Origin of the sequence: Arthrobacter sp. WCS2018Hpa-7, from assembly GCF_031843805.1 — a bacterium.
Lineage (GTDB): Bacteria > Actinomycetota > Actinomycetes > Actinomycetales > Micrococcaceae > Arthrobacter.
In genome coordinates this window covers 94,776-114,636 of the sequence record NZ_JAVTJB010000014.1, presented here as the reverse complement: position 1 = coordinate 114,636, position 19,861 = coordinate 94,776, and the positions used below count along the sequence as shown (strand labels likewise).

Genomic DNA, 19,861 nt, shown 5'->3' with positions numbered 1-19,861 from the left:
AGAGACTAGACATTGAAGGCACCCTTGAAGCTGGTGGTGGACGGTGCCGGTGTAGCCTGCGGGCTTGGCTGAACAGGCCCGCCGCTGTCCGCCACGATCCTGCCGTCGCGCAACTCCACCACCCGCTGGCATCGGGCTGCCACATTGGGATCGTGGGTGACCACCAGCAACGTGCGCCCGTTGGCTGCTACCGAGCGAAGCAGGACGTCCAGGACTTCATTGGAGGTGGTGGAGTCCAAGGCACCGGTGGGCTCATCAGCAAAGACAACCCGGGCGCCCGTGACCTGGGCCCGGGCGATGGCTACACGCTGGACCTGTCCGCCGGACAGCTCGCCCAACCGGCGCTGCTCCATGCCGGCCAGGCCCAACGCTCCAAGCCACTCGGCAGCACGGGACTCGGAGGTTGCGCGGTCTGTGCCGTTGAGCATCAGCGCCAGTGCAACGTTCTCCACGGCGGTCAGTTCCGGCAGGAGCATGCCCTGCTGGAACACGAAGCCGAACTCTTCCCTGCGCAGGCGGGACAACGCTGCGTCGCCCAGGGTATCCAGACGCAATGGTGCCGTTGGCGTGTTCAAGGTGATCGAACCGGCGTCGGGCCTCAAAATCCCGGCGAGGCAGTGCAGCAGGGTGGTCTTGCCCGAACCGGAGGGTCCAATGATCGCGATGGATTCGCCGGCGTTCGCGGTGAAGTCGACGTGGTCCAGCGCAATGCTGCCGGGGTAATGCTTGGTGAGTTGCTGGGCGTGGAGGATGGCGTTCATAAATCCAGCTTCGCCGAATGGTGCCTCCGCCGGCGTCAGTCCCGCGGTTGAACTCTGCGGCCACGCCTCCACCCGGGGTATGAGACCCAAGGCCCCGGATGAAGACTTCTTCATTCCCGTTTCATCAACCCCTCATAGTGGCCTGCAACGATGAACGCATGCAAACAATGCGACGAGTTCTCCTGCTGGGGGCGCTGCTGGTGGTTCCGGTGCTTCTTGCGGTGGCCGGAACCCTGCTTGCGGCTCCTTCAGGACCGCCGGCCGTGGATGCGAATCCGATTGAGTTGGGGCCTGGGCCTGACGGCAGGCCGGCGCCGGGCCTTGAGCCCACGCCTTCACCGACGACGCCCGCCCCTGCGCCCACGACGCCCGCCCCTGCACCCACCACGACGCCTCCGCCGGTGGCCCCGGATCCCGCCCCGCCTGTCGTGCCACAGCCGGTGGTTCCTGTTCCGGTGGTGCCGCCCGTGGTGATTGATGACGATGACGATGCTGGAGAGGTGGACGACTGATGACGATGATGGACACCACCGCAAACACTGCACCACTGCCCGCCGTCCCGGAAAGGCATCCCCGCACTGGCAACCCCGGCGCCCGGTCCGGCTCGAAAGTTCCGGCCCGTTGGCGGATCGCGGGGTGGATCCTGCTGACCACGGCCCTGACGTTGCTCGCCGTGATGCTGACCATGCGTTCCCTGCTGTTGAACGGCGCGCAAACCCAGGCACATCAGGACATCACCCAGGAGCTCCAGGAATTCCGTGCTTTCGCCGCGGAGGGTGTGGACCCCACCACGGCCAAGCCTTTTACCTCGATTGAGAAGATGCTGGAGATCTTCCTCAGCCGGCAGTCGGCGGCGCAAGGCGAGGTGATTGTGGGAACGGTGGGCCAACGCATCCTCTACACGCCCACGGGTGCGCTCAGCTCGCAGGCAAACGGCCACGACCTCCCGCGGGATCAAGCGTTGATGGACTCGATCCGCACCGGCGATGCTTCATCGGGGATCGCGCATACCAGTGAGGGAGAGATGCACTGGGTTCGCCTGCCCGTGGTTTCCGGTAACGAGACGGGTCACCTGATTGTGGGAATTTACATGGCCCCGCGTGAGGCACAGGTGGCGGGAACAGTCCTCACCATCTTCTTCGTGTCGCTGGGTGGGTTGGCTGTGACGGCTGGCATTGCGTGGCTGGTGGCAGGCCAGATCCTGTCGCCGGTCCGTGAAGTCCGCCGCGTGGCGGAGGACATTTCCGAAAGCGACCTGACCGCGCGTGTTCCGGTCAGGGGCAGTGATGACATTTCGGCGCTCGCCGTCACGTTCAACACGATGCTGGATCGCATTGAATCGGCGTACCGGACCCAGCGGGCGTTTGTCGATGACGCGTCGCATGAACTGCGCACGCCCATCACAGTGATCCGGGGACATCTTGAACTCATGGAAGACAACGAGGCAGACAGGGCCCGCACCCTGGCGCTGGTGGACGATGAGCTGGCCAGGATGGGACGGATTGTGTCGGACTTGCTGCTTCTGGCCAAGGTGGACCGTCCGGGCTTCGCGCAGCCCCGGCGCACCGACGCCGCAACACTCCTGCTTGATATTGAGGCGAAAGCACAGGTTTTGGGGCCCAGGGGATGGCCCATCCTGGAGATTGCCGAGGGCAGCATCAGCGTTGATACGCAGCGGATGACCCAGGCGGTCCTGCAGTTGGCCACCAATGCGTGCCAGTACTCCCCTGAGGAGAGCACCGTCAGCCTTGGGTCGCGCTTTGAAGGCGAAGGTGGCGCCCGTCAGTTCACCATCTGGGTTTCGGATCAAGGACGAGGCGTGGAGGAGGAAGAAGCGGCCCGTATCTTCGGCCGTTTCCACCGGGGCCAGGCGGCGCAGGATACCGAGCGTGCCCGGCCGGGTGCCGGCTTGGGACTGGCCATAGTCCGCAGCATCGCCGAAGCCCACCATGGTTCTGCCTGGGTTCGCAGCACCCAAGGAAGCGGAGCAACGTTCGGCATCACGGTTCCGTCACCGATATACGACGACGACGGCGATGCCGGCTCGGGCGGGAACGTCACCGAACGCCTGGATGAAGTGAAGGAGCACCAACAGTGAGCAGGATCCTGATCGCAGAGGATGATCGTCGGATTGCCGACTTCATCGAAAAGGGCTTGAGGGCCGCCGGCTACACGTGCCTGGTGGTGGACGACGGCGCCAGCGCCTTGCTGCTGGCACGTTCCGGCGAGTTCGGCATGATCATCCTGGACATCGGCCTTCCCATGCTGAGCGGCTTCGAAGTCCTTGAACGCCTGCGCAGCGAAGGTTCCAAGACGCCGGTGATCGTGTTGACGGCCAGCGACTCCGTGGCTGACACCGTGTACGGGCTGGAAAGCGGCGCCAACGATTACATGACAAAGCCGTTCCAGTTCGCGGAGTTGCTGGCCCGGATCCGGTTGCGGTTGAACGATGACGCTGACAGTTCGCCGGTCCTGAACCTCACACATGGTGACATGGTCCTGGACCTTCGAAGCCGTAGGGTCCGTGTTGGTGATGCCGGAGCCGACCTGACAGCCCGCGAGTTCTCGCTCCTGGAGGTCTTCCTTCGCCATCCCGGCCAGGTGCTCACCAGGGAGCAGTTGATTTCGCACGCCTGGAACATGGACTTCGATCCAGCGTCGAACGTGGTGGACGTGTACGTCCGCGCACTCCGGGCCAAAATTGGAGCGGAACGGCTGGAGACCGTCCGCGGCGCGGGGTATCGGCTGACATGAGGCAGGTCTATTACAGCTCAGCCCCCTCCACACCGGCGGATCCGGCGGAGGTTGATACGGGCAGGAAGATCTTTGGCGTCCTCCGCCCGGCAGCAGCCATCGCACTGGTCGCGGCGCTGGCCATCATGGTGGCGTTCGCCGTGAACTCGGTCAACGGATGGGGTCTGGACGGCCATGCAGCGGTGACCCTCTGCATCTTTGTGGCTGCCATGTGGTTCTGGATTTTCTCCCCCGTTGAGGACACCTACGTAGCCTTGGGGGCCGCCGTCGCGCTGGTCATCAGCGGGACTCTTCCCACGCAGAGCCTCTTTGCTGCACTGGGCGAGGACACCATCTGGTTGTTGATGGCCGCGTTCGTCATTGCCAGCGCCGTCGCGTCCACCGGTCTGGCGGCGAGGGGCGCTGCCTTCATCATTTCCGGTGCACGATCGGTCCGTCAGTTGGCGTATCTGTCCTGCCTGGGCCTGGTAGTAACCGCCTTCGCGATTCCGGCGACCTCCGGCAGGGCAGCGCTGGTCCTGCCCATCTTCCTCACGTTGCGCAAAGTGCTCCAGGACCGGCCTGCCGTGGTGAAGATGCTCGCAGTGCTGTTTCCCACGGTGATCCTCCTGTCCGCGGTGAGCTCGTTCCTGGGCGCCGGAGCTCATTTGATCACCAGCCAGATCCTTCAGTCCGCTGGGTTTCCCGGCTTTGACTTTGCTTCGTGGCTGTTGCTGGGCCTGCCGTTGGCTTTGGTCTCGTCCTTCATGGCGGCTGAACTGGTAGTCAGGCTGTTTACGGCGGCCGGTGACAGGACCAAACCCCTGGCAATCGACCTGGCCGAGCTGCAGAGGGACAGCACCCAACGCATCAGCGGACCACTGGACCTGGACGAGCAACGGTCCCTTCTGTTGCTCGCCGCCGTAGTGACCCTGTGGTGTACCGAACCGATCCACGGACTCGACCCCGCCTTGGTGGCCCTGATGGGAGCGCTGGTGGTTTCCCTGCCATGCTACGGATCCGTCACCTTGGGTTCCGCGCTGAAGAAGGTGCCCTGGTCCATGTTGATCTTCATGGCCGCCACCCTGGCCCTGGGATCAAGCCTGGTGACCACAGGCGCGGCTGCCTGGCTTGCGAATTCCCTGATGGGACCTGTCGCCGTGTTCGGCGCGGCGAAACCCTACCTTTTCGTGGTGGTTGTGGTGGTGGTATCCACTGCAGCGCACTTGGTGATCCAATCCCGATCAGCCCGTTCCGCTGTCCTCATCCCCATCGTGGTGGCTTCGGCGGCGCCCATGGGCGTGGAACCGATGGCAGCTGCGTTTGCTTCCACCGCCGCAGCAGGTTTCTGCCACACGCTCACCAGTTCAGCCAAACCGGTGGCCATCTTTGCCGAGACGGACGGTCAGCCCAACTACCAGCCGGCGGATCTCCTCCGGCTCTCAGCCTGGCTGGCGCCCCTGAGCGCCGTCGTCGTCCTGCTGTTTTCCTTCCTGGTCTGGCCCCTGCTGGGCCTGCCGCTCATCACTTCGCCATAACCCACAAGAAAAAGGTGCCCTCATGGTCATGTCCATTCCGCAACGCATTCTGGTTGCACCGTCCGGTTTCAAGGAAAGTCTCGACGCCGTGGAAGTCGCCGCCGCGATTTCGGCCGGGATCCGCCGGGTTATCCCGGGCGTCAGCATCAACTCAGTCCCCATGGCAGACGGTGGCGAGGGCACCGCCGCAGCGCTCGCCAGCGCGACCGGGGGCAAGATCATCCGTACGCGGGTCACCGGTCCGGTAGGCCTGCCTGTGGATTCCCACTTTGCTGTCCTCGGCACAGTGGACCGGCCCACAGCCGTGGTGGAGATGGCTGCTGCCGCGGGCCTGCGCCTGGTCCCCGGAACCATGCGAAACCCCGGCCTGACCACCACCCGAGGTGTGGGGGAGTTGATCCTGGCGGCCCTGGACCAGGGTGCCGAACGCATCGTGGTGGGCTGCGGGGATTCAGGAACGTCCGACGGCGGGGCCGGCGCCTTGCGCGCCATGGGCGTAAGAATCCTGGACGTCCACGGCAACGACCTCCCGGAGGGCGGCGCTGCGCTGGCAGATGCCGGGAGCGTGGACTTCTCCGGCCTTGATCCGCGCCTGGCCGGATGCCGGTTGGAGCTGGCACTGAATCCGTTCAATGTCCTCTGCGGTCCGCAGGGCGTGGCCCGGGTTTTCGGGCCGCAGAAGGGTGCCACGCCGGAGCAGGTGGAACAACTGTCCCAAGGCCTGGACCACTGGGCCGCCCTGCTGGCCGAAGCCACCGGGACGCCGGAGGAATTCCTCAGGAACGGTGCAGGAACAGGAGCCTCCGGTGGACTCGGGGCCGGTCTCGCCGCGGTGGGCGGCCGACTGGTGCCGCGATTCGAACTCTTGCTGGATTCAGGACTGGCCGGGATCGACCTCGACGCTCACATCGCCAACGCTGACCTGGTGGTCACGGCGGAAGGCGCCATCGATTTCCAGACACCCCGGGGAAAAGTCCCGGCAGAAGTTGCACGCCGCGCCCAGCGGGCAGGAGTCCCCGTGCTGGCGTTCGCAGGTTCCATTGGCAAGGACGCAGCCGACGTCCACGCCGCCGGCATTGACGCGATCGCCGGGATCATCCCGATTCCCATGGACCTGGACCGGGCCGTTGCCGAAGGAGCCACGCTGTTGCAGGAAGCTACCGAGCGCACCTTCCGGGTACTGCTGCTGGGCTCGGCCATCTCCTCCCGGGTGGGGGCTGCAGCCTAAGCTCTTACGCTCCGGCGATCCTCACCCTGGCCACATTCTCGGCCAGCACGCGTCGGGCGTCCTCGCCCAGCAACGAATCCGTGATCAGCTCGTCGGCCTCCTCCAACTGCGCGATCGAGGCGATGCCCACCACGCCCCACTTGCTGTGATCAGCCAACACAACGGTGCTCCGTGCGGATGTCATGAAGGCCCGGTCAGTTTCTGCCTCCAGCAGGTTCGGCGTAGTGAAACCGGCCTGGGCATCCATGCCGTGGACTCCCAGGAACAGGACATCGAGGTGGAGCTGCTTCAGGGAGGCCGTAGCAATCGGTCCCACCAAAGCATCGGACGGCGTGCGCTCGCCGCCGATCAGGATCACCGTGGAACCGAACCGGGCGGGCCCTGATGAGGACCCGTGATGAAAGAGGTCGGCGATGCGCACGGAGTTGGTGACCACAGTAATGCGGGGGCCGTGGACCAGTTCCTGGGCAAGGGCCCACGTGGTTGTTCCGGCGCTGAGGCCGATCGCCATGCCTTCCTGCACCATCGAGGCAGCCTCGACGGCAATGGCATGCTTCTCCGCGGTAAGCTGCGTGGACTTCAGCTCAAAGCCCGGTTCATGGGTGCTAGCATCACCGGGCAGCTTGGCACCGCCGTGGATACGTTCCACGCGGCCGGTTTCCTCGAGTGCTTCGATGTCCCGCCGGACGGTCATGGGGGAGACCCCCAGCAATTGCGCGAGGTCAGAGACCCGGACCACGCGCTCACGCTGGACGGCGTCGATGATGGCGGAGTGGCGTGCTGCCTGAAGCATCAGGGCCTTTCTGGAACTTCGTCAAACAGGGGGCTGAGTCTGGCTCCAGTCTAGGACGCGGCCCCTCCGCCCGGCGGCTCATCGGGTCGCGGCGTCGTCACGCACGCGTCACGGACCTGCCCTAAAGCACGACGACGCCGCTCACCCCGTAAGGTGAGCGGCGCCGTCGTACATTACTTACTTGCGGAGCGAATCCGCGATCTGCTGCATGATGCCGGGGTCTGCCAGTGTGGTGGCGTCGCCGGTGTCGCGGCCTTCTGCGATGTCTTTGAGGAGGCGGCGGACGATCTTGCCGGAGCGCGTCTTGGGAAGTTCCGGGACGATCAGCAGCTGCTTGGGCTTGGCGATCGGGCCGATTTCCTTGCCCACGTGGTTCCGCAGTTCCAGGACGGTTTCGTCCCCGTTGTTCACGGCGTCACCGCGGAGGATGACAAACGCGACGACGGACTGGCCGGTGGTCTCGTCCGCGGCGCCAACGACGGCTGCTTCGGCCACGGACGGGTGGCTGACCAGCGCGGACTCGATTTCCGTGGTGGACAGGCGGTGGCCGGAGACGTTCATGACATCGTCCACGCGGCCCAGGAGCCAGACGTCGCCGTCCTCGTCCTTCTTGGCGCCATCGCCGGCGAAGTACATGGCCTCGAAGCGGGACCAATAGGTGTCCTTGAACCGCTCGGGGTCGCCCCAAATGCCGCGCAGCATGGACGGCCACGGTTCGCGGACCACCAAGTAGCCGCCTTCACCGTTGGCCACTGGCTGGCCGGCTTCGTCCACCACGTCCACGGCGATGCCGGGCAGCGGAACCTGCGCGGAACCGGGCTTGGTGGCTGTGACGCCGGGCAGCGGGGCGATCATTTGCGCGCCGGTTTCTGTCTGCCACCAGGTGTCCACGATCGGGGCGGGGTGTTCCTTCTTTTCGCCGTTCTTCCCGGCGTTGGCGCCGATAACGTCCCTGTACCACATCCACGCTTCGGGGTTGATGGATTCGCCCACGGAGCCGAGGACGCGGATGGAGGAGAGATCGTACTTGTCCGGGATGTCCCGGCCCCACTTCATGAACGTCCGGATGGCAGTGGGTGCGGTGTACAGGATGGAGACCTTGTACTTCTCCACGATTTCCCACCAGCGGCCCTGGTGCGGGGAGTCCGGGGTGCCTTCGTACATGACCTGGGTGGCGCCGTTGATGAGCGGCGCGTAGGTGACGTACGAGTGGCCGGTGACCCATCCGACGTCGGCGGTGCACCAGTACACGTCCGTTTCCGGGTGGAGATCGAACACAGCCTTGTGCGTGTAGGCGCCCTGGGTGAGGTAGCCGCCGGTGGTGTGCAGGATGCCCTTGGGCTTGCCGGTGGTGCCGGAGGTGTAGAGGATGAACAGCGGGTGTTCGGAGTCATGCCCGACGGCGGTGTGTTCCTTCTCCGCGGCGTCTACAGTGTCGCTCCACCAGAGGTCGCGGCCTTCCACCCAGTTGACGTCTTCGCCGTTGCGCTTGACCACCACAACGTTCTGGACGGTATGACCTTCTTTGGACAGGGCTTCATCCACTGCGGGCTTCAGGGCACTGGGCTTGCCTCGGCGGTAGGTGCCATCGGCGGTGACCACCAGCTTGGCTTCGGCGTCCTCGATGCGGGAACGCAGGGCATCGGCGGAGAACCCGCCGAAGACCACGGAGTGCACGGCCCCGATCCTGGCGCAGGCAAGGAGCGTGATGACGGCCTCGGGGATCATGGGCAGGTAGACGGCCACGCGGTCGCCCTTGGCCACGCCGAGGGACTCGAAAGCGTTGGCGGCCTTCTTCACCTCTTCGGTCAGCTGCGCATACGTGTAGGTGCGGGTGTCCCCGGGCTCGCCCTCGAAGTAGATAGCGACGCGGTCGCCCAAGCCATTCTCTACATGGCGGTCCAGGGCGTTGTACGCAGCGTTGACCTCGCCCCCGACGAACCACTTGGCGAACGGCGGGTTGGACCAATCCAAGGCCTCGGTGAAGTCCTTGTCCCAGGTCAACAGCTCACGGGCCTGCTTGGCCCAGAACGCGGGACGGTCCGTTTCGGCCTCTTTGTAGGCGTCAGCGCTTGTGACGGCGTTCGCGGCGAATTCGGCCGACGGCGCGAACTTGCGGTTCTCATGGAGGAGGTTTTCAAGTGCCTCCACGTGGGGGGCCTGACCATTCTGAGCAGTTGAAGCTGCAGCAGTGGCCGTGGATCCGGTGGTGTCCTGGGACATGGTGAACCTCATCATTCATCGATCTTTGCTGCGCGGAACCTGCCGCGAGGTTCCCGCCCGGGCCGTCGTCGGCGTCGAACGTCTCCCCGAAAGGTCCGCAGAGTGCTGTCCGCCATCAACACTATCGCTTTGGAAGGTCCTACGTGTGCGTCGTCACAAACGTGCCAGCGAGCGGCGCGGATTTAGCGACGAATGGCATCGCCGGGGGTGGGGAACCGTTTACATGACGCGCGACTTACCTGCGCGAGTTACCCGCGCGAGTTACCTGCGCGACGGCGGCGAATGGCCGCCGCAGCATGCGCTGCCGCGAACAGTCACTTTCTGTAAGGGACCTTGGAGTTTGCTGTGGGCGAAGCCGGATGGCCGTTTTCAGCTAGAACCCTGTCAGTGGGGTGGCATAGGCTGAAGAAGTCTTGGGACGCACCTCGAGCGTGACCGGTTTTCCGCGGAATCCTGCGGGGGTCACCTGTCCGGACTGCCCATGACGCCGCCGTACGAAGGAGAAATAGATGAACCAGCTGAGCCCAGGCCCGCACGACTCACCCCGGACGGGACCGGACACCACGGCTGGAACGGCCACCGCACCGGGTGGCAACGCTGCTGGGAATCCTGACGCTGCCAAGAACGACGCCACCAAGTACGACGCCGTCGCAGGGCCGTTCACCATCCGCGACCTGACAGTCTTCGGCTCCACGCTGCTGATGTTCGTCGCTTCCCTGCTGCCCATGTTCGGAGAGCGTTACAACCTCTGGAACCTTGGAAACCTGTTTTTCCTGCTGCTGGGAATCATTCTGCCGCTGGTTGTAGTGGCACTCTTTGTTGCCCGCAGATTGCAGCCGGGAACCATCGTCCGCGTAGGTTCGCTGTCTGTTGACCAGTTCGCGTCCGTCACGGCGTCATTCGCATTCCCGCTCTTCTTCCTGACCATCGCCAACTCCTTCAACGGCGGCGTGCTGCTGGGCCTGATCGGCTCCGTGGGCCTCCTGGCCGCAACCGTCCTTGCTCCGCACCTTCCGTGGCTGTCGGCCGATTTCAAGGGCCGCACCGAAACGCCGGCCCACGTTGTTGCCCGCGAAGCCGCTGTGCCCAGCCGCAAGCCCGCGGCCCCCAAAGCGCCCAAGGAACCCACAGCTCCCAAGACCGCCGCAGGAACGTCCGCGGCTGCTCCGGCGCCCGGGTTCCAAGGATCGACGCCCGGACACCAGGCTCCGGGCGCGTCCGTTCACGGGTCGCAGGCATCTGGCTCGCAGGCATCCGGATTCCAGGTCCCTGCCGCGGCGGCGGCTGCGGCGTCCACTGGAGCAGCCCCTACGGGAGCGCAAGGCACCGGTGCTTCCGGGGCTGGTGCTTCCAGCGCTGGTGCTGCGGGTGCCGGAGGCGCTGGTGCTACCGGTTCCAGCCCGTTCGCTCCGCCAGCCAGCTACGGAGCTGCACAGTCGGCCGCAACGGAGGCTCCCGCCGTCGTGCATTCAGCGGACGGCACCTCAACAGGCAGCATTCCCTCGGACCAGTCTTCCGACGGCAGTCCCTCATCTGAAAGTAAGCCAGCAGAAATGGGCAGCCCCTCACCGGCTGGTTCCGCGACGAGCCAAGCACCGGCCGGGCCCAGCGCTCCTTCTTCCGCGCCCACTCCGGCGCAGGAGCCAGAGAAGGGTGCTGAGGCAGCGACGGAAGCCGGTGAGACTCCGGCGGCCGCTGAGCCTGCCACTACCCAGCACGTGACGCAGCCAGCAGCGCAACAGCCTGCTTCCCAGCAACCCGCCGCGCAACAGCCGTGGGCTGCCACCATGGCCACTCCCATCGTTTCCGGCGACACCCGGAGAGTCAGCGACTCGATCGGTGCCACCGTGGACCCGGCCAGCCGTCCGGAAGAATCCGATTCCCCGCACTATGAGGCGTTCTGGTTTGCCGTGGCCCAGCCGAGGACTGCGTACGACGAACACTCGGGAGCTCCTGCCTTCAGCATCGAACCCGGTGGCTGGGTGCTCGCGCTGGAGGACCGGGGGCATGAATTCCTGGTGCAGGACACCGACGGCAAGGTTGGGGTTCTTCGGGAGCTCAGCAACATCGAACGCGGCTAAGCAGGGATCCCGTGGCCATCGCTGAAGCTGGTTCGCTGCTCGCACTCAAACGCCGGGCCCGTAAGATCAACCGGGTCCTGGCGGAAAAGTATCCGTACGCGCATGCGGAGCTGGATTTCCGCAACCCGTTTGAGCTGGTGGTGGCCACGGTTCTGTCCGCCCAGACCACCGATGTGCTGGTCAACCAGGTCACTAAGATCCTGTTTGCCCGGTACCCGGATGCGCGGGCCATGTCAGAGGCTGATCCCGTGGAGTTGGAGACCATCCTTCAGCCCACCGGCTTCTTCCGGGCCAAAGCGCGGAACGTCCTGGCTCTGAGCAACCGGCTGGTGGATGAGTACGACGGCGAGGTCCCGGGCAAGCTGGAGGACCTGGTGACGTTGCCTGGCGTCGGACGGAAAACGGCCAACGTGGTTCTTGGTAATGCCTTCGGCGTCCCCGGGATCACGGTGGACACGCACTTCGGACGGCTGGCCCGGCGCTTCGGGTGGACGGCTTCCGATGATCCGGTGAAGAACGAATTCGACGTCGCCGAACTGTTCGAACCCAAGGATTGGACCATGTTGTCGCATCGGGTGGTCTTCCACGGCCGCAGGGTGTGCCATGCCAGGAAGCCTGCGTGCGGTGCCTGTCCGGTGGCCAGTCTCTGTCCCAGTTACGGCGACGGCGAGACGGATCCGGTCAAGGCAGCCAAGCTTCTGAAGTACGAGCTCGCCCCGGGCAATGAGGCACTGCTGGAGCAGCTTTTGGCGGAAACCCACCGCGCCGCGGAAATCCGCATGGAATCGCAAAGGAGGCCCGGGTGACCGCGCTTGAGGAATTGTCGGCGCTGGTGACCCGCTTCGAGGCTGGCGAACAGCAGCACTCTGCCCTGTGGGAGAGGCTTCCCGTCCTCCCGGAAACCAACCGGCCCGCAGCCGTACTCATGCTTTTTGGCGTGTTGGATGACGTGCCGGCTGAGTCCGGGCGCCCCATAGCACCGGCCGACCTTGACGTCCTGTTGCTGGAGCGGGCACACACCCTTGACGACCATCCTGGCCAGGTAGCCTTCCCCGGCGGCATGGTGGACCCGGAGGACGAGTCGGTGGTGGCTGCGGCATTGCGGGAAGCAGTGGAAGAAACCGGGCTGGACGCCGGCGGAGTCCGCGTTCTCGGCGTCATCCCCGAGCTTGGTCTGATCCGCAGCAATTTCCGAGTGACACCCGTGCTGGGCTGGTGGGATGCGCCCTCGCCTGTCCGCGTAGTGGATTACGCCGAATCCGCACAGGTGTTCAGGGTTCCGGTGCGCGACCTCCTGGATCCCGTCAACCGGGTCACGGCCACCATTTCCCGCTTCGGACGCACGTACACCAGCCCGGGCTTCACCGTGAACGGCGTGCTGGTTTGGGGCTTCACAGGGATGGTCCTGAGCGGGCTCTTCGACGAACTCGGCTGGACCGTCCCCTGGGACGCGGAAAAACTCCACGACGTCGATCTCTAGCAACAGGGGCCTCCCCGCAGCGCCACGGGTCTGAGCAGCTGCCATTCTCAGAAGCTGACTGGACTGAATGTCAGAAGTGGTTTGCACTGCGAATTTGTGCACGATAGGGGATCCATCAGCGTTCATCTGGCCCAAAGCATTGTGGCGGGCTGTTATGGCAGCATTTGGTTATGAGCGCACAGCTTGAAGTTCCTAGGCTTGAAGACCTGAGTGATATCGGGATTATGGTCGAACCGTCTGAGCAGCCTTGGGTGGTCTCTCTGGTCGCGTGGGCGCAGGACGGAAGCACCGTAACGCTTACTTGGGACGAGATCGCTGGGTCAGCGAGGATCCGCTGGACCATCGGTAACGAGGTGCGCCTTGTTATCGAACGAGAGACCCCGGTGAAGATCAGTGTCCGAGACGAGCACGGCGCCATTGAGTTCCACGTTTGGTCCCGATGGGAAGGAATCGGCGGCGAATTGATCGTGCGTGTCGGCGAGCACGTGGCGGTTCACGACACACTTCTGCATACCTAGCAGCCATCCTGTGTTCGGTCGAGGATCCTGCAACGGGCATGCCCTCGAGCCTGGAGAAGAAGCTGACTCAACGATGAATCACCTCGCCAGGGTCGAACCCCAGCGATAAGAGGTCGAATTCGATTTGACTGAGGAACTCTCTTCCTTCACCGTGTGCTGGGAGCGGTTGGAGAGCTACCGGCTTACCGGCGCTATCGAGGGAGACTCCACGCGGGGCACCTAACCATTGACTGCGTGGTTAGGTATCGATACCCACACCCGACGACAAAGGATCTCTATTTTCCGATCCCAGCCCTCCCAGACGACCCTGAGGCGGAAGCGGCCATCCTCCGGTTCTAAGGTGACGAGGGAGACTTCGCTGAAACCCCAGTTGACCTCTTCAGGATGCTCCACAGAATAATCCATTAGGGCTCCTACGAGATTCAGGGAGTCCACTGCTTCCAGATGAATCTCGACATCATATGGAACGCTGAGCACGTCACCGCCATTATCGATGACGCGTCTGAAAACGGCCTGGACGGAATAGCCATATTTTTCGAGAGACAAATTATGGAGCATTGACTCTGAGAGTGAATCGTTTGCCTTCAACCAGCCCATGAAGGCCTCTGAATCAATGTTCATTTTTCATCCATCTCTATGGTCCAGCTGGGAAGTCATGCGAAAGACCGGTTGTTCGAAGGCCGCCAAGTCGCCAGCCCAGAGGTCGTCTGCCCTGTAGGTCACGAAGCGGAAAGCAGCGGAGGGGTACTCCTCGTCGGGACCATAATCCACGGATATCCAGACGTCGACCGGCTTGCTTCCTAGATCAGCGGCAGCCGAGGCGATGCCGCGACCCAGCATCATGCCCTGGGCCAGACAGCGGGCCGCCCATTCGCTCGTGCCCACGAAAGGCCAGCCAAGAAGCCGACCTATCGGCGCCGTCGATCAGTTGATCCAGCGGGAGCTTGTTAATGTAGCCCTCGAATCCGGTGGGACCACCGAGACTTGTCACGCTCGAGTGCCGGATGTTGTGCAGCTGCGAGACGAAAAGTAGACACCCGTCCCGAATCGTCAGCCCTTCAACGACTTCAGCCTGCATCCGGGGATCCAAGCTGCCGGACTCAACGAAGGGCTGTGCCAAAAGACGAAGGGGCCTCATGGCCTCGTTCATCGACTCGATAATCACAAAGCCATAGTGCCATGGCCCGAAACGGAACCGGACATGGGTCTGGACCCCAACTAGGACCATTGCCGCATGCCCGTAAGCCGGTCGATCACCGTGCTGCCAAAGCCTGTCGTCATGTTCCGCGCGCTTGCTGGCCAAGGCCATGTACGTAAGACCCGCACGATGAAATGCACGGTGACGGGGGGATTACTGCAACCATGTCTTTATGACCCGAATGAAGATCGGCTATGCCCGGGTCTCGACGAACGAGCAGGACCTCACTGCCCAACGAAACGCCCTCCTTACCCTGGGCGGTGAGAAAAGCAGATCTTCGTCGATCACGGTCTGACGGGCACGAACAGGGTGCGCCCGGGCCTCAGCGAAGCAATGGCAGCCTGCCGACCGGCGATACGCTCGTGGTGACCAAGCTCGACCGGATGGCGCGCTCTCTATCTGATGCCAGGGACATTGCCGGTGCCTGACGGCCAGGGGACTCCTGACATTCTCAGGTCACAGTCATTTGCACTGCCGCCGGAAATCCGCGGGATCGAGTGCGGACGACTTTTGAAAATGACAGCGCTGGTTCGCTGTCAGGCGGCCCTGCGTGCCGCCGTCGAACGATCCACTACCAGTCCGGTCGCAGCGTTTTCGCGGACGGCTTTGATGCCTGCAATCACACCCTCGAGGTGCCTGAACGTCGGTGACTCGGCCACGATGGTTCCGTCGGCCGCGGTCAGGCGGAACCGGTATGTTTCGTCGTTGTCTTTGAGAATTTCAAACCTGCCAGCCATTGATGCTCCCCCTTGATGCTTCCTTGCACACATATGTGGACCAGCGAAGTACCCACATAGTGAAAGTAGCCAGAACCAGGGGAGAACGAAAGTTACTTGGCGGTACCGGTCATTCCGCCTCATATGGCGAGATATGACTGGATAGTCCACGAGGTTGTGGGTACTGTGCGGCTACTTCGCCTTGTCGTAGGACTCGACGACGGCGACACTCACCGGGAATTCGACCGGGATACGTCCGAACATGAGCTCCTTGGCCGCGGCGGCTGCCTCTTCGATGGCTTGGATACAGGCTTCCACCGCGTCGTCCGGGGCGTGAACCATCACTTCGTCGTGCAGGAAGAAGACCAGCTCCCCGGAAGGTGAGCCTTCGGCACGCATGGCCCGCAACCGCCGTCGTAATTCAGCGAGCCAGCACGCCGCCCACTCAGCAGCCGAGCCCTGGACCACGAAGTTGCGGGTGAACCGGCCACGGGACCGGGCCAGGTTATCCGCGCGGCGCTGTTCTTCGGCAGTGGTGGATTGCTGGCTGCGCAACCAGCCCGTGGATGGCGGTGGGCTGCTTCGGCCAAGCCGCGTAGTGACCGTCCTGCCGGCCTCGCCTTGGCGGGCCGCTTGCTCCACGAAGCCGACGGCGCGTGGATAGGTGCGCGTGAGCTGCGGCATGAGCCGGCCCGATTCGCCAGTAGTGGCGCCGTAGATGGCACCCAAAAGTGCGATCTTCGCTTTGGCCCGGTCGCCGCCGAAGCCCTGCGCGGCGATGCCCGCGTAGAGATCTTTGTCGCGTGCTGCTTCGGCCATTTTCGTGTCCTGGGCCAGTGCAACCAGCACTCGGGGTTCCAATTGCGAGGCATCGGCGACGATGAGTTTGTGGCCGGGATTGGCATGCACCGCGCCCCGGATGTTCCGGGGGATTTGCAGTGCACCGCCGCCCCGGGACGCCCAGCGACCGGAGACAACGCCGCCCACCACGTATTCCGGGTGGAACCGGCCGTCCCGCACCCATGCGTCCAGCCATGCCCAGCCGTTGGCAGTGTGGAGCCGGGAGAGCTTTTTGTAGGCGAGCAGGGGTTGGATGGCAGGGTGCTTGGATTCCTGCAGCTCCCATTGGCGCGTGCTCTTCACCTCAATCCCGTTCCGGTGCAGCGCCCGCATGAGGTCCTGAGGGGAGTCCGGGTTCAAGCCGGGGGAATTGAGGATGGCCCGGAGCTCGGTGCAAAGCGCTTCAAGGGCCGGAGGCCGGTGTCCCATGGGCGGACGGGTGCCTAAGACGTCGGCGAGGATCTGTTGATGCAACTCTTCGCGCCACGGGACGCCGGCGTGTTGCATTTCGACGGCGATGATGGCGCAGGCTGATTCGGCGGCGAGCAGCAGCTGGAGGCGCTGCTTTCGCTGTTCGTCGGTGGTGACGTGGGCGACTGCTTGCTGTTGGGCTGCGAATTCGGCTTTGAGTTCGGCCAGCCCCGCTTTGGCAGTGGACGGCGCGAGGTCATCGAACAGGGCGCCTTGGTCTGCCGGCGGCGCCGGGGGCTGGAGGACGCGTGGCGGCGCCGAGTCGTCGTCCTGCGTGAGCTTGACCGCATGCCGGGCGTAGTCCGTGTCCGCCGTGAATTCCGAGTGCGCCAGAATGGCCCCACACAGGGCCAGATCGTGGCACCGCTCCAGCTCAATGCCCTGGGTCAGCAGTTCCGGATACCAGTCCATGGCGCGATGCCACACCCAGCGCGGCCGCTGGGCTTCGAATTCACGCACGACGCCGGGCAGCTCACCGCGGGTGACGACGCGTGCGTCAGCCGTGGCTCTTCCGGTGGGAGAGATCCTTTGTATGGCTGCGCCTTCCGGGTGGGCGGCAAGCAGCAAATACATGGTCTCCATTCTGCCCTGTGTGCGGAGATGCCGTGGCACTGTTCCTCCACAAGCGGTGCCGGGCCAGGTGGTTTCAGTCCACTTTGTGCACATAGGAGCTTCAGCCCCTTATGGTGTTCCGCCTGGTCCACGATGGTGGATCAATGAGCAAGCGAGATCGCCGGCACAGGCAACCCATCAACCAGCCACCTGAACCGGACATGGACGGAACCTGGGTTCCCCACGATACTGCCGGTATATTGCTCGTTTCCGCCGACACCTACCTGCAGGAAGAGGCCAAACGGATTGTTGCTGCCGCTGGTGGAAGCCTCACGACAGCCACCGACGTGACCGAAGCTGTGCACGGATGGGACAGCGCCGACGTTGTTTTGGTGGGCAGCGATGTCCGGGAGTTACCCCCTCGGCGTCGCTCGCCCACAGTACTGCTCGGCAGGGCCTCCGACGGGGACGGACTCTGGGAGTTGGCTGCTTCCCTGGGGGCTGAACGGGTCGCCGTTCTCCCCGAAGCTGCGGCCTGGCTGGCCGAACACCTCAGCATGTCCGGGTCTCCCGATCCCGGGGGGACGGTCATGGGCATCATCGGTGGCAGCGGCGGAGCGGGGGCAACCACTACAGCCATCTGGCTGGCCCAGGCGGCCGCCGATCACGGAGTCAGCACCATGCTCATCGACGGCGATCCTTGGGGTGGCGGCCTTGAACTGGCCGTAACGGCCGAGGACATCCCCGGACTCAGGTGGCCCGACTTCTCCGAAACCCGCGGAAGCATAGATCCCGCGCAGTTTCGGGATTCCTTGCCGTTCGCAGGCGGGTTCGCTTACTTGTCCTGGCCCGGAACGCGGGACGCGATCCACAGCCCGGACACGCGTGCAGTAGCCGCGGTCCTGGACGCCGCACGCCGCAGCTTTGAGCTCATCTTGGTGGACATCGGGCGGAGCGGAGAAGGAGTGCGGAACCTTGCGTGGGATTGCGACAGGATTGTCCTGCTCGCCAAGGCGCACCTTAAATCCGCAGTAGCGGCAGGGCGCATCCTGAGCGAACTCCCGCCCATCGAAGCAGGGTTGGTGGTCCGTGGCAGCAGTGCCTCCTCCGTGGATGCCGGCCTCATTGCCGAGTCACTGGGACTGCCGTTGTTGGGCATCCTTCCCGAGGTGAGGGGCGTGGCAGCCGGCACCGAAATGGGACGCATCCTTGAATTCGGCCGACGCAGGCCGGTCAGCCGTTTTGCCACGTCAGTCCTGGGATTCGACGGTGGTACCCAGTGAACCCGTTCGAGGGAACGCGACGCAGACAGGGCCGGAAACTTGATTCCCTGCTCCTTGAAACCGTGCGGGAGTCCGTGCTCGCGGGCAACGGGCCAGTCACGCCGTCCACCATCGCAGCGGCGGTTCAGGCAAGCGGCAGGCTGCTGGGAACCGCTGGCGCCTTGGAAGCCGCTGAGTCCATCAACGCCGAGCTGAACGGGTTGGGCCCCTTGCAACAGTTGGCCCAGGATCCGGCTGTCACGGACATCTTCGTCAACGGCCCCGACTCCGTCTGGCTGGACCGTGGACAGGGGCTGGAAAGGTCATCGGTGCACTTCGACACTGAGCAACAGATCAGGTCCCTGGCCTCCCGACTGGTTTCCGCTGGTGGCCGTCGGTTGGATGATGGGTCGCCCTGTGTAGACGTGCGCCTCAACGGCGGCTACCGGGTGCATGCGGTCCTCTCGCCGATATCCACTACCGGAACCCTTCTTTCCATCCGTATCCGCCGCGAGAACGTGTTCACCTTGCAGGAGTTGCGGCAAAGCGGCATGTTTTCCGAGCAAGGCGAGTGGGTTCTCAGGGCCATCATGAGCCAAAGACTGAGTTTTCTGATCAGCGGCGCTACCGGCTCGGGAAAGACCACTCTGCTCTCCACCCTGCTCGGCTTGAGCCACCCGACGGAGCGCTTGGTCCTGATCGAGGACGCCGCCGAACTCAACCCTGTCCACCCCCACGTAGTGACGCTTGAATCCCGGCACGGAAACCTTGAGGGCGGGGGTGCGCTGGATCTCGGCGAACTGGTCCGCCAGGCGCTGCGCATGCGGCCGGACCGGCTGATCGTCGGAGAATGCCGTGGTGCTGAGGTCCGTGAACTGTTGACGGCCCTCAACACCGGGCATACAGGCGGCGGAGGGACCATCCACGCCAATGCGGCAGAGGCCGTGCCCGCGCGGCTGGTGGCCCTCGGAGCGTTGGCGGGGTTGAACGCTGAGGCCGTGCGGCTGCAGGTGTCCAGTGCCCTGGACGTCGTCATCCACGTGGATCGGACCCCCAAGGGGCGGAAAGTGGCTTCGATAGGGGTACTGACTGATACTTCCGAGGGACAGAGGGTGGTTTCCGCCCTTCACTGGCATCCGACAGGAATGACCTGTGGGCCCGCTTGGCCTGCCCTCGTTCGCCGGCTTGCTCCGGCGTTGTCTGCCGGGTTCGACTGGTCAGTCTTCGGCGGGGCACCGGGTACGTCAGCTGAGACGTGGTCAGTGGACGGGGTATCAGGATCCACTGTGCCGGACGCCGTGCCGGACGCTGTGCCGGACGCGGTGCCGGACCCACAGCAGGACGCGCAGCCGGACGCGGCGCCGGGCGGGGGCTGGGCGCCCCTGACTGGTTCGCCGAGCCACTGGCCCACGTCGTGATCGGCGCATTCGTCCTCGTTGCAGCACTCGCGGCCTGGCAGCACTTCCG

At 64.3% G+C, this 19,861-nt stretch carries 18 protein-coding genes and 1 pseudogene; 12 read left to right on the top strand and 7 right to left on the bottom strand.

From position 1 onward, the window contains the following. Nucleotides 1-5 precede the first annotated feature (5 nt). Nucleotides 6-761 (bottom strand): ABC transporter ATP-binding protein, encoded by a 756-nt coding sequence (locus RQH14_RS15570; RefSeq protein WP_311214090.1) that lies wholly within the window; start codon nt 759-761, stop codon nt 6-8. A 158-nt stretch (nt 762-919) separates the two neighbouring features. On the opposite strand from RQH14_RS15570, the gene RQH14_RS15565 reads away from it, so the two are divergent. The 5 genes from RQH14_RS15565 to RQH14_RS15545 are packed head-to-tail and all read left to right on the top strand — an operon-like array spanning nt 920 to nt 6,260. Beyond that, nucleotides 920-1,273 carry a hypothetical protein gene (locus RQH14_RS15565; RefSeq protein WP_311214076.1) on the top strand — a complete coding sequence of 118 codons (354 nt, stop codon included), beginning with the start codon at nt 920-922 and terminating at the stop codon, nt 1,271-1,273. Then, nucleotides 1,273-2,859, top strand: coding sequence for an ATP-binding protein (locus RQH14_RS15560; RefSeq protein WP_311214075.1), 1,587 nt, complete (start codon nt 1,273-1,275; stop codon nt 2,857-2,859). The genes RQH14_RS15565 and RQH14_RS15560 overlap by 1 nt, the downstream gene beginning before the upstream one ends. After that, nucleotides 2,856-3,515, top strand: a complete 660-nt coding sequence (locus RQH14_RS15555; protein WP_311214074.1) for a response regulator transcription factor — start codon at nt 2,856-2,858, stop codon at nt 3,513-3,515. The genes RQH14_RS15560 and RQH14_RS15555 overlap by 4 nt, the downstream gene beginning before the upstream one ends. Next, nucleotides 3,512-5,032 carry an SLC13 family permease gene (locus tag RQH14_RS15550; RefSeq protein WP_311214073.1) on the top strand — a complete coding sequence of 507 codons (1,521 nt, stop codon included), beginning with the start codon at nt 3,512-3,514 and terminating at the stop codon, nt 5,030-5,032. The genes RQH14_RS15555 and RQH14_RS15550 overlap by 4 nt, the downstream gene beginning before the upstream one ends. Nucleotides 5,033-5,054: 22 nt before the next feature. Further along, the gene (locus RQH14_RS15545) at nt 5,055-6,260 is read left to right on the top strand and encodes a glycerate kinase (protein ID WP_311214072.1); all 1,206 of its coding nucleotides are present in this window, start codon (nt 5,055-5,057) and stop codon (nt 6,258-6,260) included. 4 nt (nt 6,261-6,264) lie between these two features. On the opposite strand, the gene RQH14_RS15540 is transcribed toward RQH14_RS15545, so the two are convergent. Then, nucleotides 6,265-7,053 (bottom strand): DeoR/GlpR family DNA-binding transcription regulator, encoded by a 789-nt coding sequence (locus RQH14_RS15540; protein ID WP_311214071.1) that lies wholly within the window; start codon nt 7,051-7,053, stop codon nt 6,265-6,267. 177 nt (nt 7,054-7,230) lie between these two features. After that, a complete protein-coding gene (acs, locus tag RQH14_RS15535; protein ID WP_311214089.1) occupies nt 7,231-9,276 on the bottom strand; it encodes an acetate--CoA ligase in 2,046 nt (681 codons plus the stop codon). Nucleotides 9,277-9,785: 509 nt separating this feature from the next. On the opposite strand from acs, the gene RQH14_RS15530 reads away from it, so the two are divergent. The 4 genes from RQH14_RS15530 (at nt 9,786) to RQH14_RS15515 (ending at nt 13,355) form a co-directional block, all read left to right on the top strand. Further along, nucleotides 9,786-11,357: a hypothetical protein gene (locus RQH14_RS15530; protein ID WP_311214070.1), complete on the top strand. Its 1,572-nt coding sequence runs from the start codon at nt 9,786-9,788 to the stop codon at nt 11,355-11,357. Between the two features lie 11 nt (nt 11,358-11,368). Beyond that, nucleotides 11,369-12,163, top strand: coding sequence for an endonuclease III (gene nth, locus RQH14_RS15525; RefSeq protein ID WP_311214069.1), 795 nt, complete (start codon nt 11,369-11,371; stop codon nt 12,161-12,163). Then, nucleotides 12,160-12,837: a CoA pyrophosphatase gene (locus tag RQH14_RS15520; RefSeq protein WP_311214068.1), complete on the top strand. Its 678-nt coding sequence runs from the start codon at nt 12,160-12,162 to the stop codon at nt 12,835-12,837. Before nth ends, RQH14_RS15520 begins: the two co-directional genes overlap by 4 nt. 170 nt (nt 12,838-13,007) lie before the next feature. Then, nucleotides 13,008-13,355 (top strand): hypothetical protein, encoded by a 348-nt coding sequence (locus RQH14_RS15515; protein ID WP_231340511.1) that lies wholly within the window; start codon nt 13,008-13,010, stop codon nt 13,353-13,355. A gap of 219 nt (nt 13,356-13,574) precedes the next feature. Here the strand turns inward: RQH14_RS15515 and RQH14_RS15510 are convergent, their stop codons facing one another. Together RQH14_RS15510 and RQH14_RS15505 are read right to left on the bottom strand one after the other, a co-directional pair. Further along, entirely contained in the window at nt 13,575-13,976 is a 402-nt protein-coding gene (locus tag RQH14_RS15510) for a hypothetical protein (protein WP_311214067.1), read from the bottom strand. 3 nt (nt 13,977-13,979) lie between these two features. Next, nucleotides 13,980-14,240, bottom strand: coding sequence for a hypothetical protein (locus RQH14_RS15505; RefSeq protein WP_311214066.1), 261 nt, complete (start codon nt 14,238-14,240; stop codon nt 13,980-13,982). Between the two features lie 485 nt (nt 14,241-14,725). On the opposite strand from RQH14_RS15505, the pseudogene RQH14_RS15500 reads away from it, so the two are divergent. Continuing rightward, a pseudogene (locus RQH14_RS15500) lies at nt 14,726-14,972 on the top strand (recombinase family protein); the annotation flags it as partial. Nucleotides 14,973-15,089: 117 nt separating this feature from the next. Here RQH14_RS15500 and RQH14_RS15495 read toward each other — a convergent pair. Both RQH14_RS15495 and RQH14_RS15490 read right to left on the bottom strand, forming a co-directional pair. After that, on the bottom strand, nt 15,090-15,290 hold the full coding sequence (locus RQH14_RS15495) for a DUF1508 domain-containing protein (RefSeq protein WP_311214065.1): 201 nt from the start codon (nt 15,288-15,290) through the stop codon (nt 15,090-15,092). Nucleotides 15,291-15,461: 171 nt separating this feature from the next. Continuing rightward, the gene (locus RQH14_RS15490) at nt 15,462-17,153 is read right to left on the bottom strand and encodes a bifunctional 3'-5' exonuclease/DNA polymerase (protein ID WP_311214064.1); all 1,692 of its coding nucleotides are present in this window, start codon (nt 17,151-17,153) and stop codon (nt 15,462-15,464) included. Nucleotides 17,154-17,296: 143 nt separating this feature from the next. On the opposite strand from RQH14_RS15490, the gene ssd reads away from it, so the two are divergent. After that, complete coding sequence (gene ssd / locus RQH14_RS15485; RefSeq protein ID WP_311214063.1) at nt 17,297-18,415, top strand: septum site-determining protein Ssd; 1,119 nt, start codon at nt 17,297-17,299, stop codon at nt 18,413-18,415. After that, entirely contained in the window at nt 18,412-19,812 is a 1,401-nt protein-coding gene (locus tag RQH14_RS15480; protein ID WP_311214062.1) for a TadA family conjugal transfer-associated ATPase, read from the top strand. Before ssd ends, RQH14_RS15480 begins: the two co-directional genes overlap by 4 nt. The last annotated feature ends 49 nt before the right edge of the window (nt 19,813-19,861 follow it).

Excerpts from the sequence above, each read along its gene's own strand:
- RQH14_RS15570 (WP_311214090.1), bottom strand. The coding sequence starts at position 761 with ATGAACGCCATCCTCCACGCCCAGCAACTCACCAAGCATTACCCCGGC.
- RQH14_RS15565 (WP_311214076.1), top strand. The coding sequence starts at position 920 with ATGCAAACAATGCGACGAGTTCTCCTGCTGGGGGCGCTGCTGGTGGTT.
- RQH14_RS15560 (WP_311214075.1), top strand. The coding sequence starts at position 1,273 with ATGACGATGATGGACACCACCGCAAACACTGCACCACTGCCCGCCGTC.
- RQH14_RS15550 (WP_311214073.1), top strand. The coding sequence starts at position 3,512 with ATGAGGCAGGTCTATTACAGCTCAGCCCCCTCCACACCGGCGGATCCG.
- RQH14_RS15545 (WP_311214072.1), top strand. The coding sequence starts at position 5,055 with ATGGTCATGTCCATTCCGCAACGCATTCTGGTTGCACCGTCCGGTTTC.
- RQH14_RS15540 (WP_311214071.1), bottom strand. The coding sequence starts at position 7,053 with ATGCTTCAGGCAGCACGCCACTCCGCCATCATCGACGCCGTCCAGCGT.
- acs (WP_311214089.1), bottom strand. The coding sequence starts at position 9,276 with ATGTCCCAGGACACCACCGGATCCACGGCCACTGCTGCAGCTTCAACT.
- RQH14_RS15530 (WP_311214070.1), top strand. The coding sequence starts at position 9,786 with ATGAACCAGCTGAGCCCAGGCCCGCACGACTCACCCCGGACGGGACCG.
- RQH14_RS15515 (WP_231340511.1), top strand. The coding sequence starts at position 13,008 with ATGAGCGCACAGCTTGAAGTTCCTAGGCTTGAAGACCTGAGTGATATC.
- RQH14_RS15510 (WP_311214067.1), bottom strand. The coding sequence starts at position 13,976 with ATGAACATTGATTCAGAGGCCTTCATGGGCTGGTTGAAGGCAAACGAT.
- RQH14_RS15495 (WP_311214065.1), bottom strand. The coding sequence starts at position 15,290 with ATGGCTGGCAGGTTTGAAATTCTCAAAGACAACGACGAAACATACCGG.
- RQH14_RS15490 (WP_311214064.1), bottom strand. The coding sequence starts at position 17,153 with ATGTATTTGCTGCTTGCCGCCCACCCGGAAGGCGCAGCCATACAAAGG.
- ssd (WP_311214063.1), top strand. The coding sequence starts at position 17,297 with ATGAGCAAGCGAGATCGCCGGCACAGGCAACCCATCAACCAGCCACCT.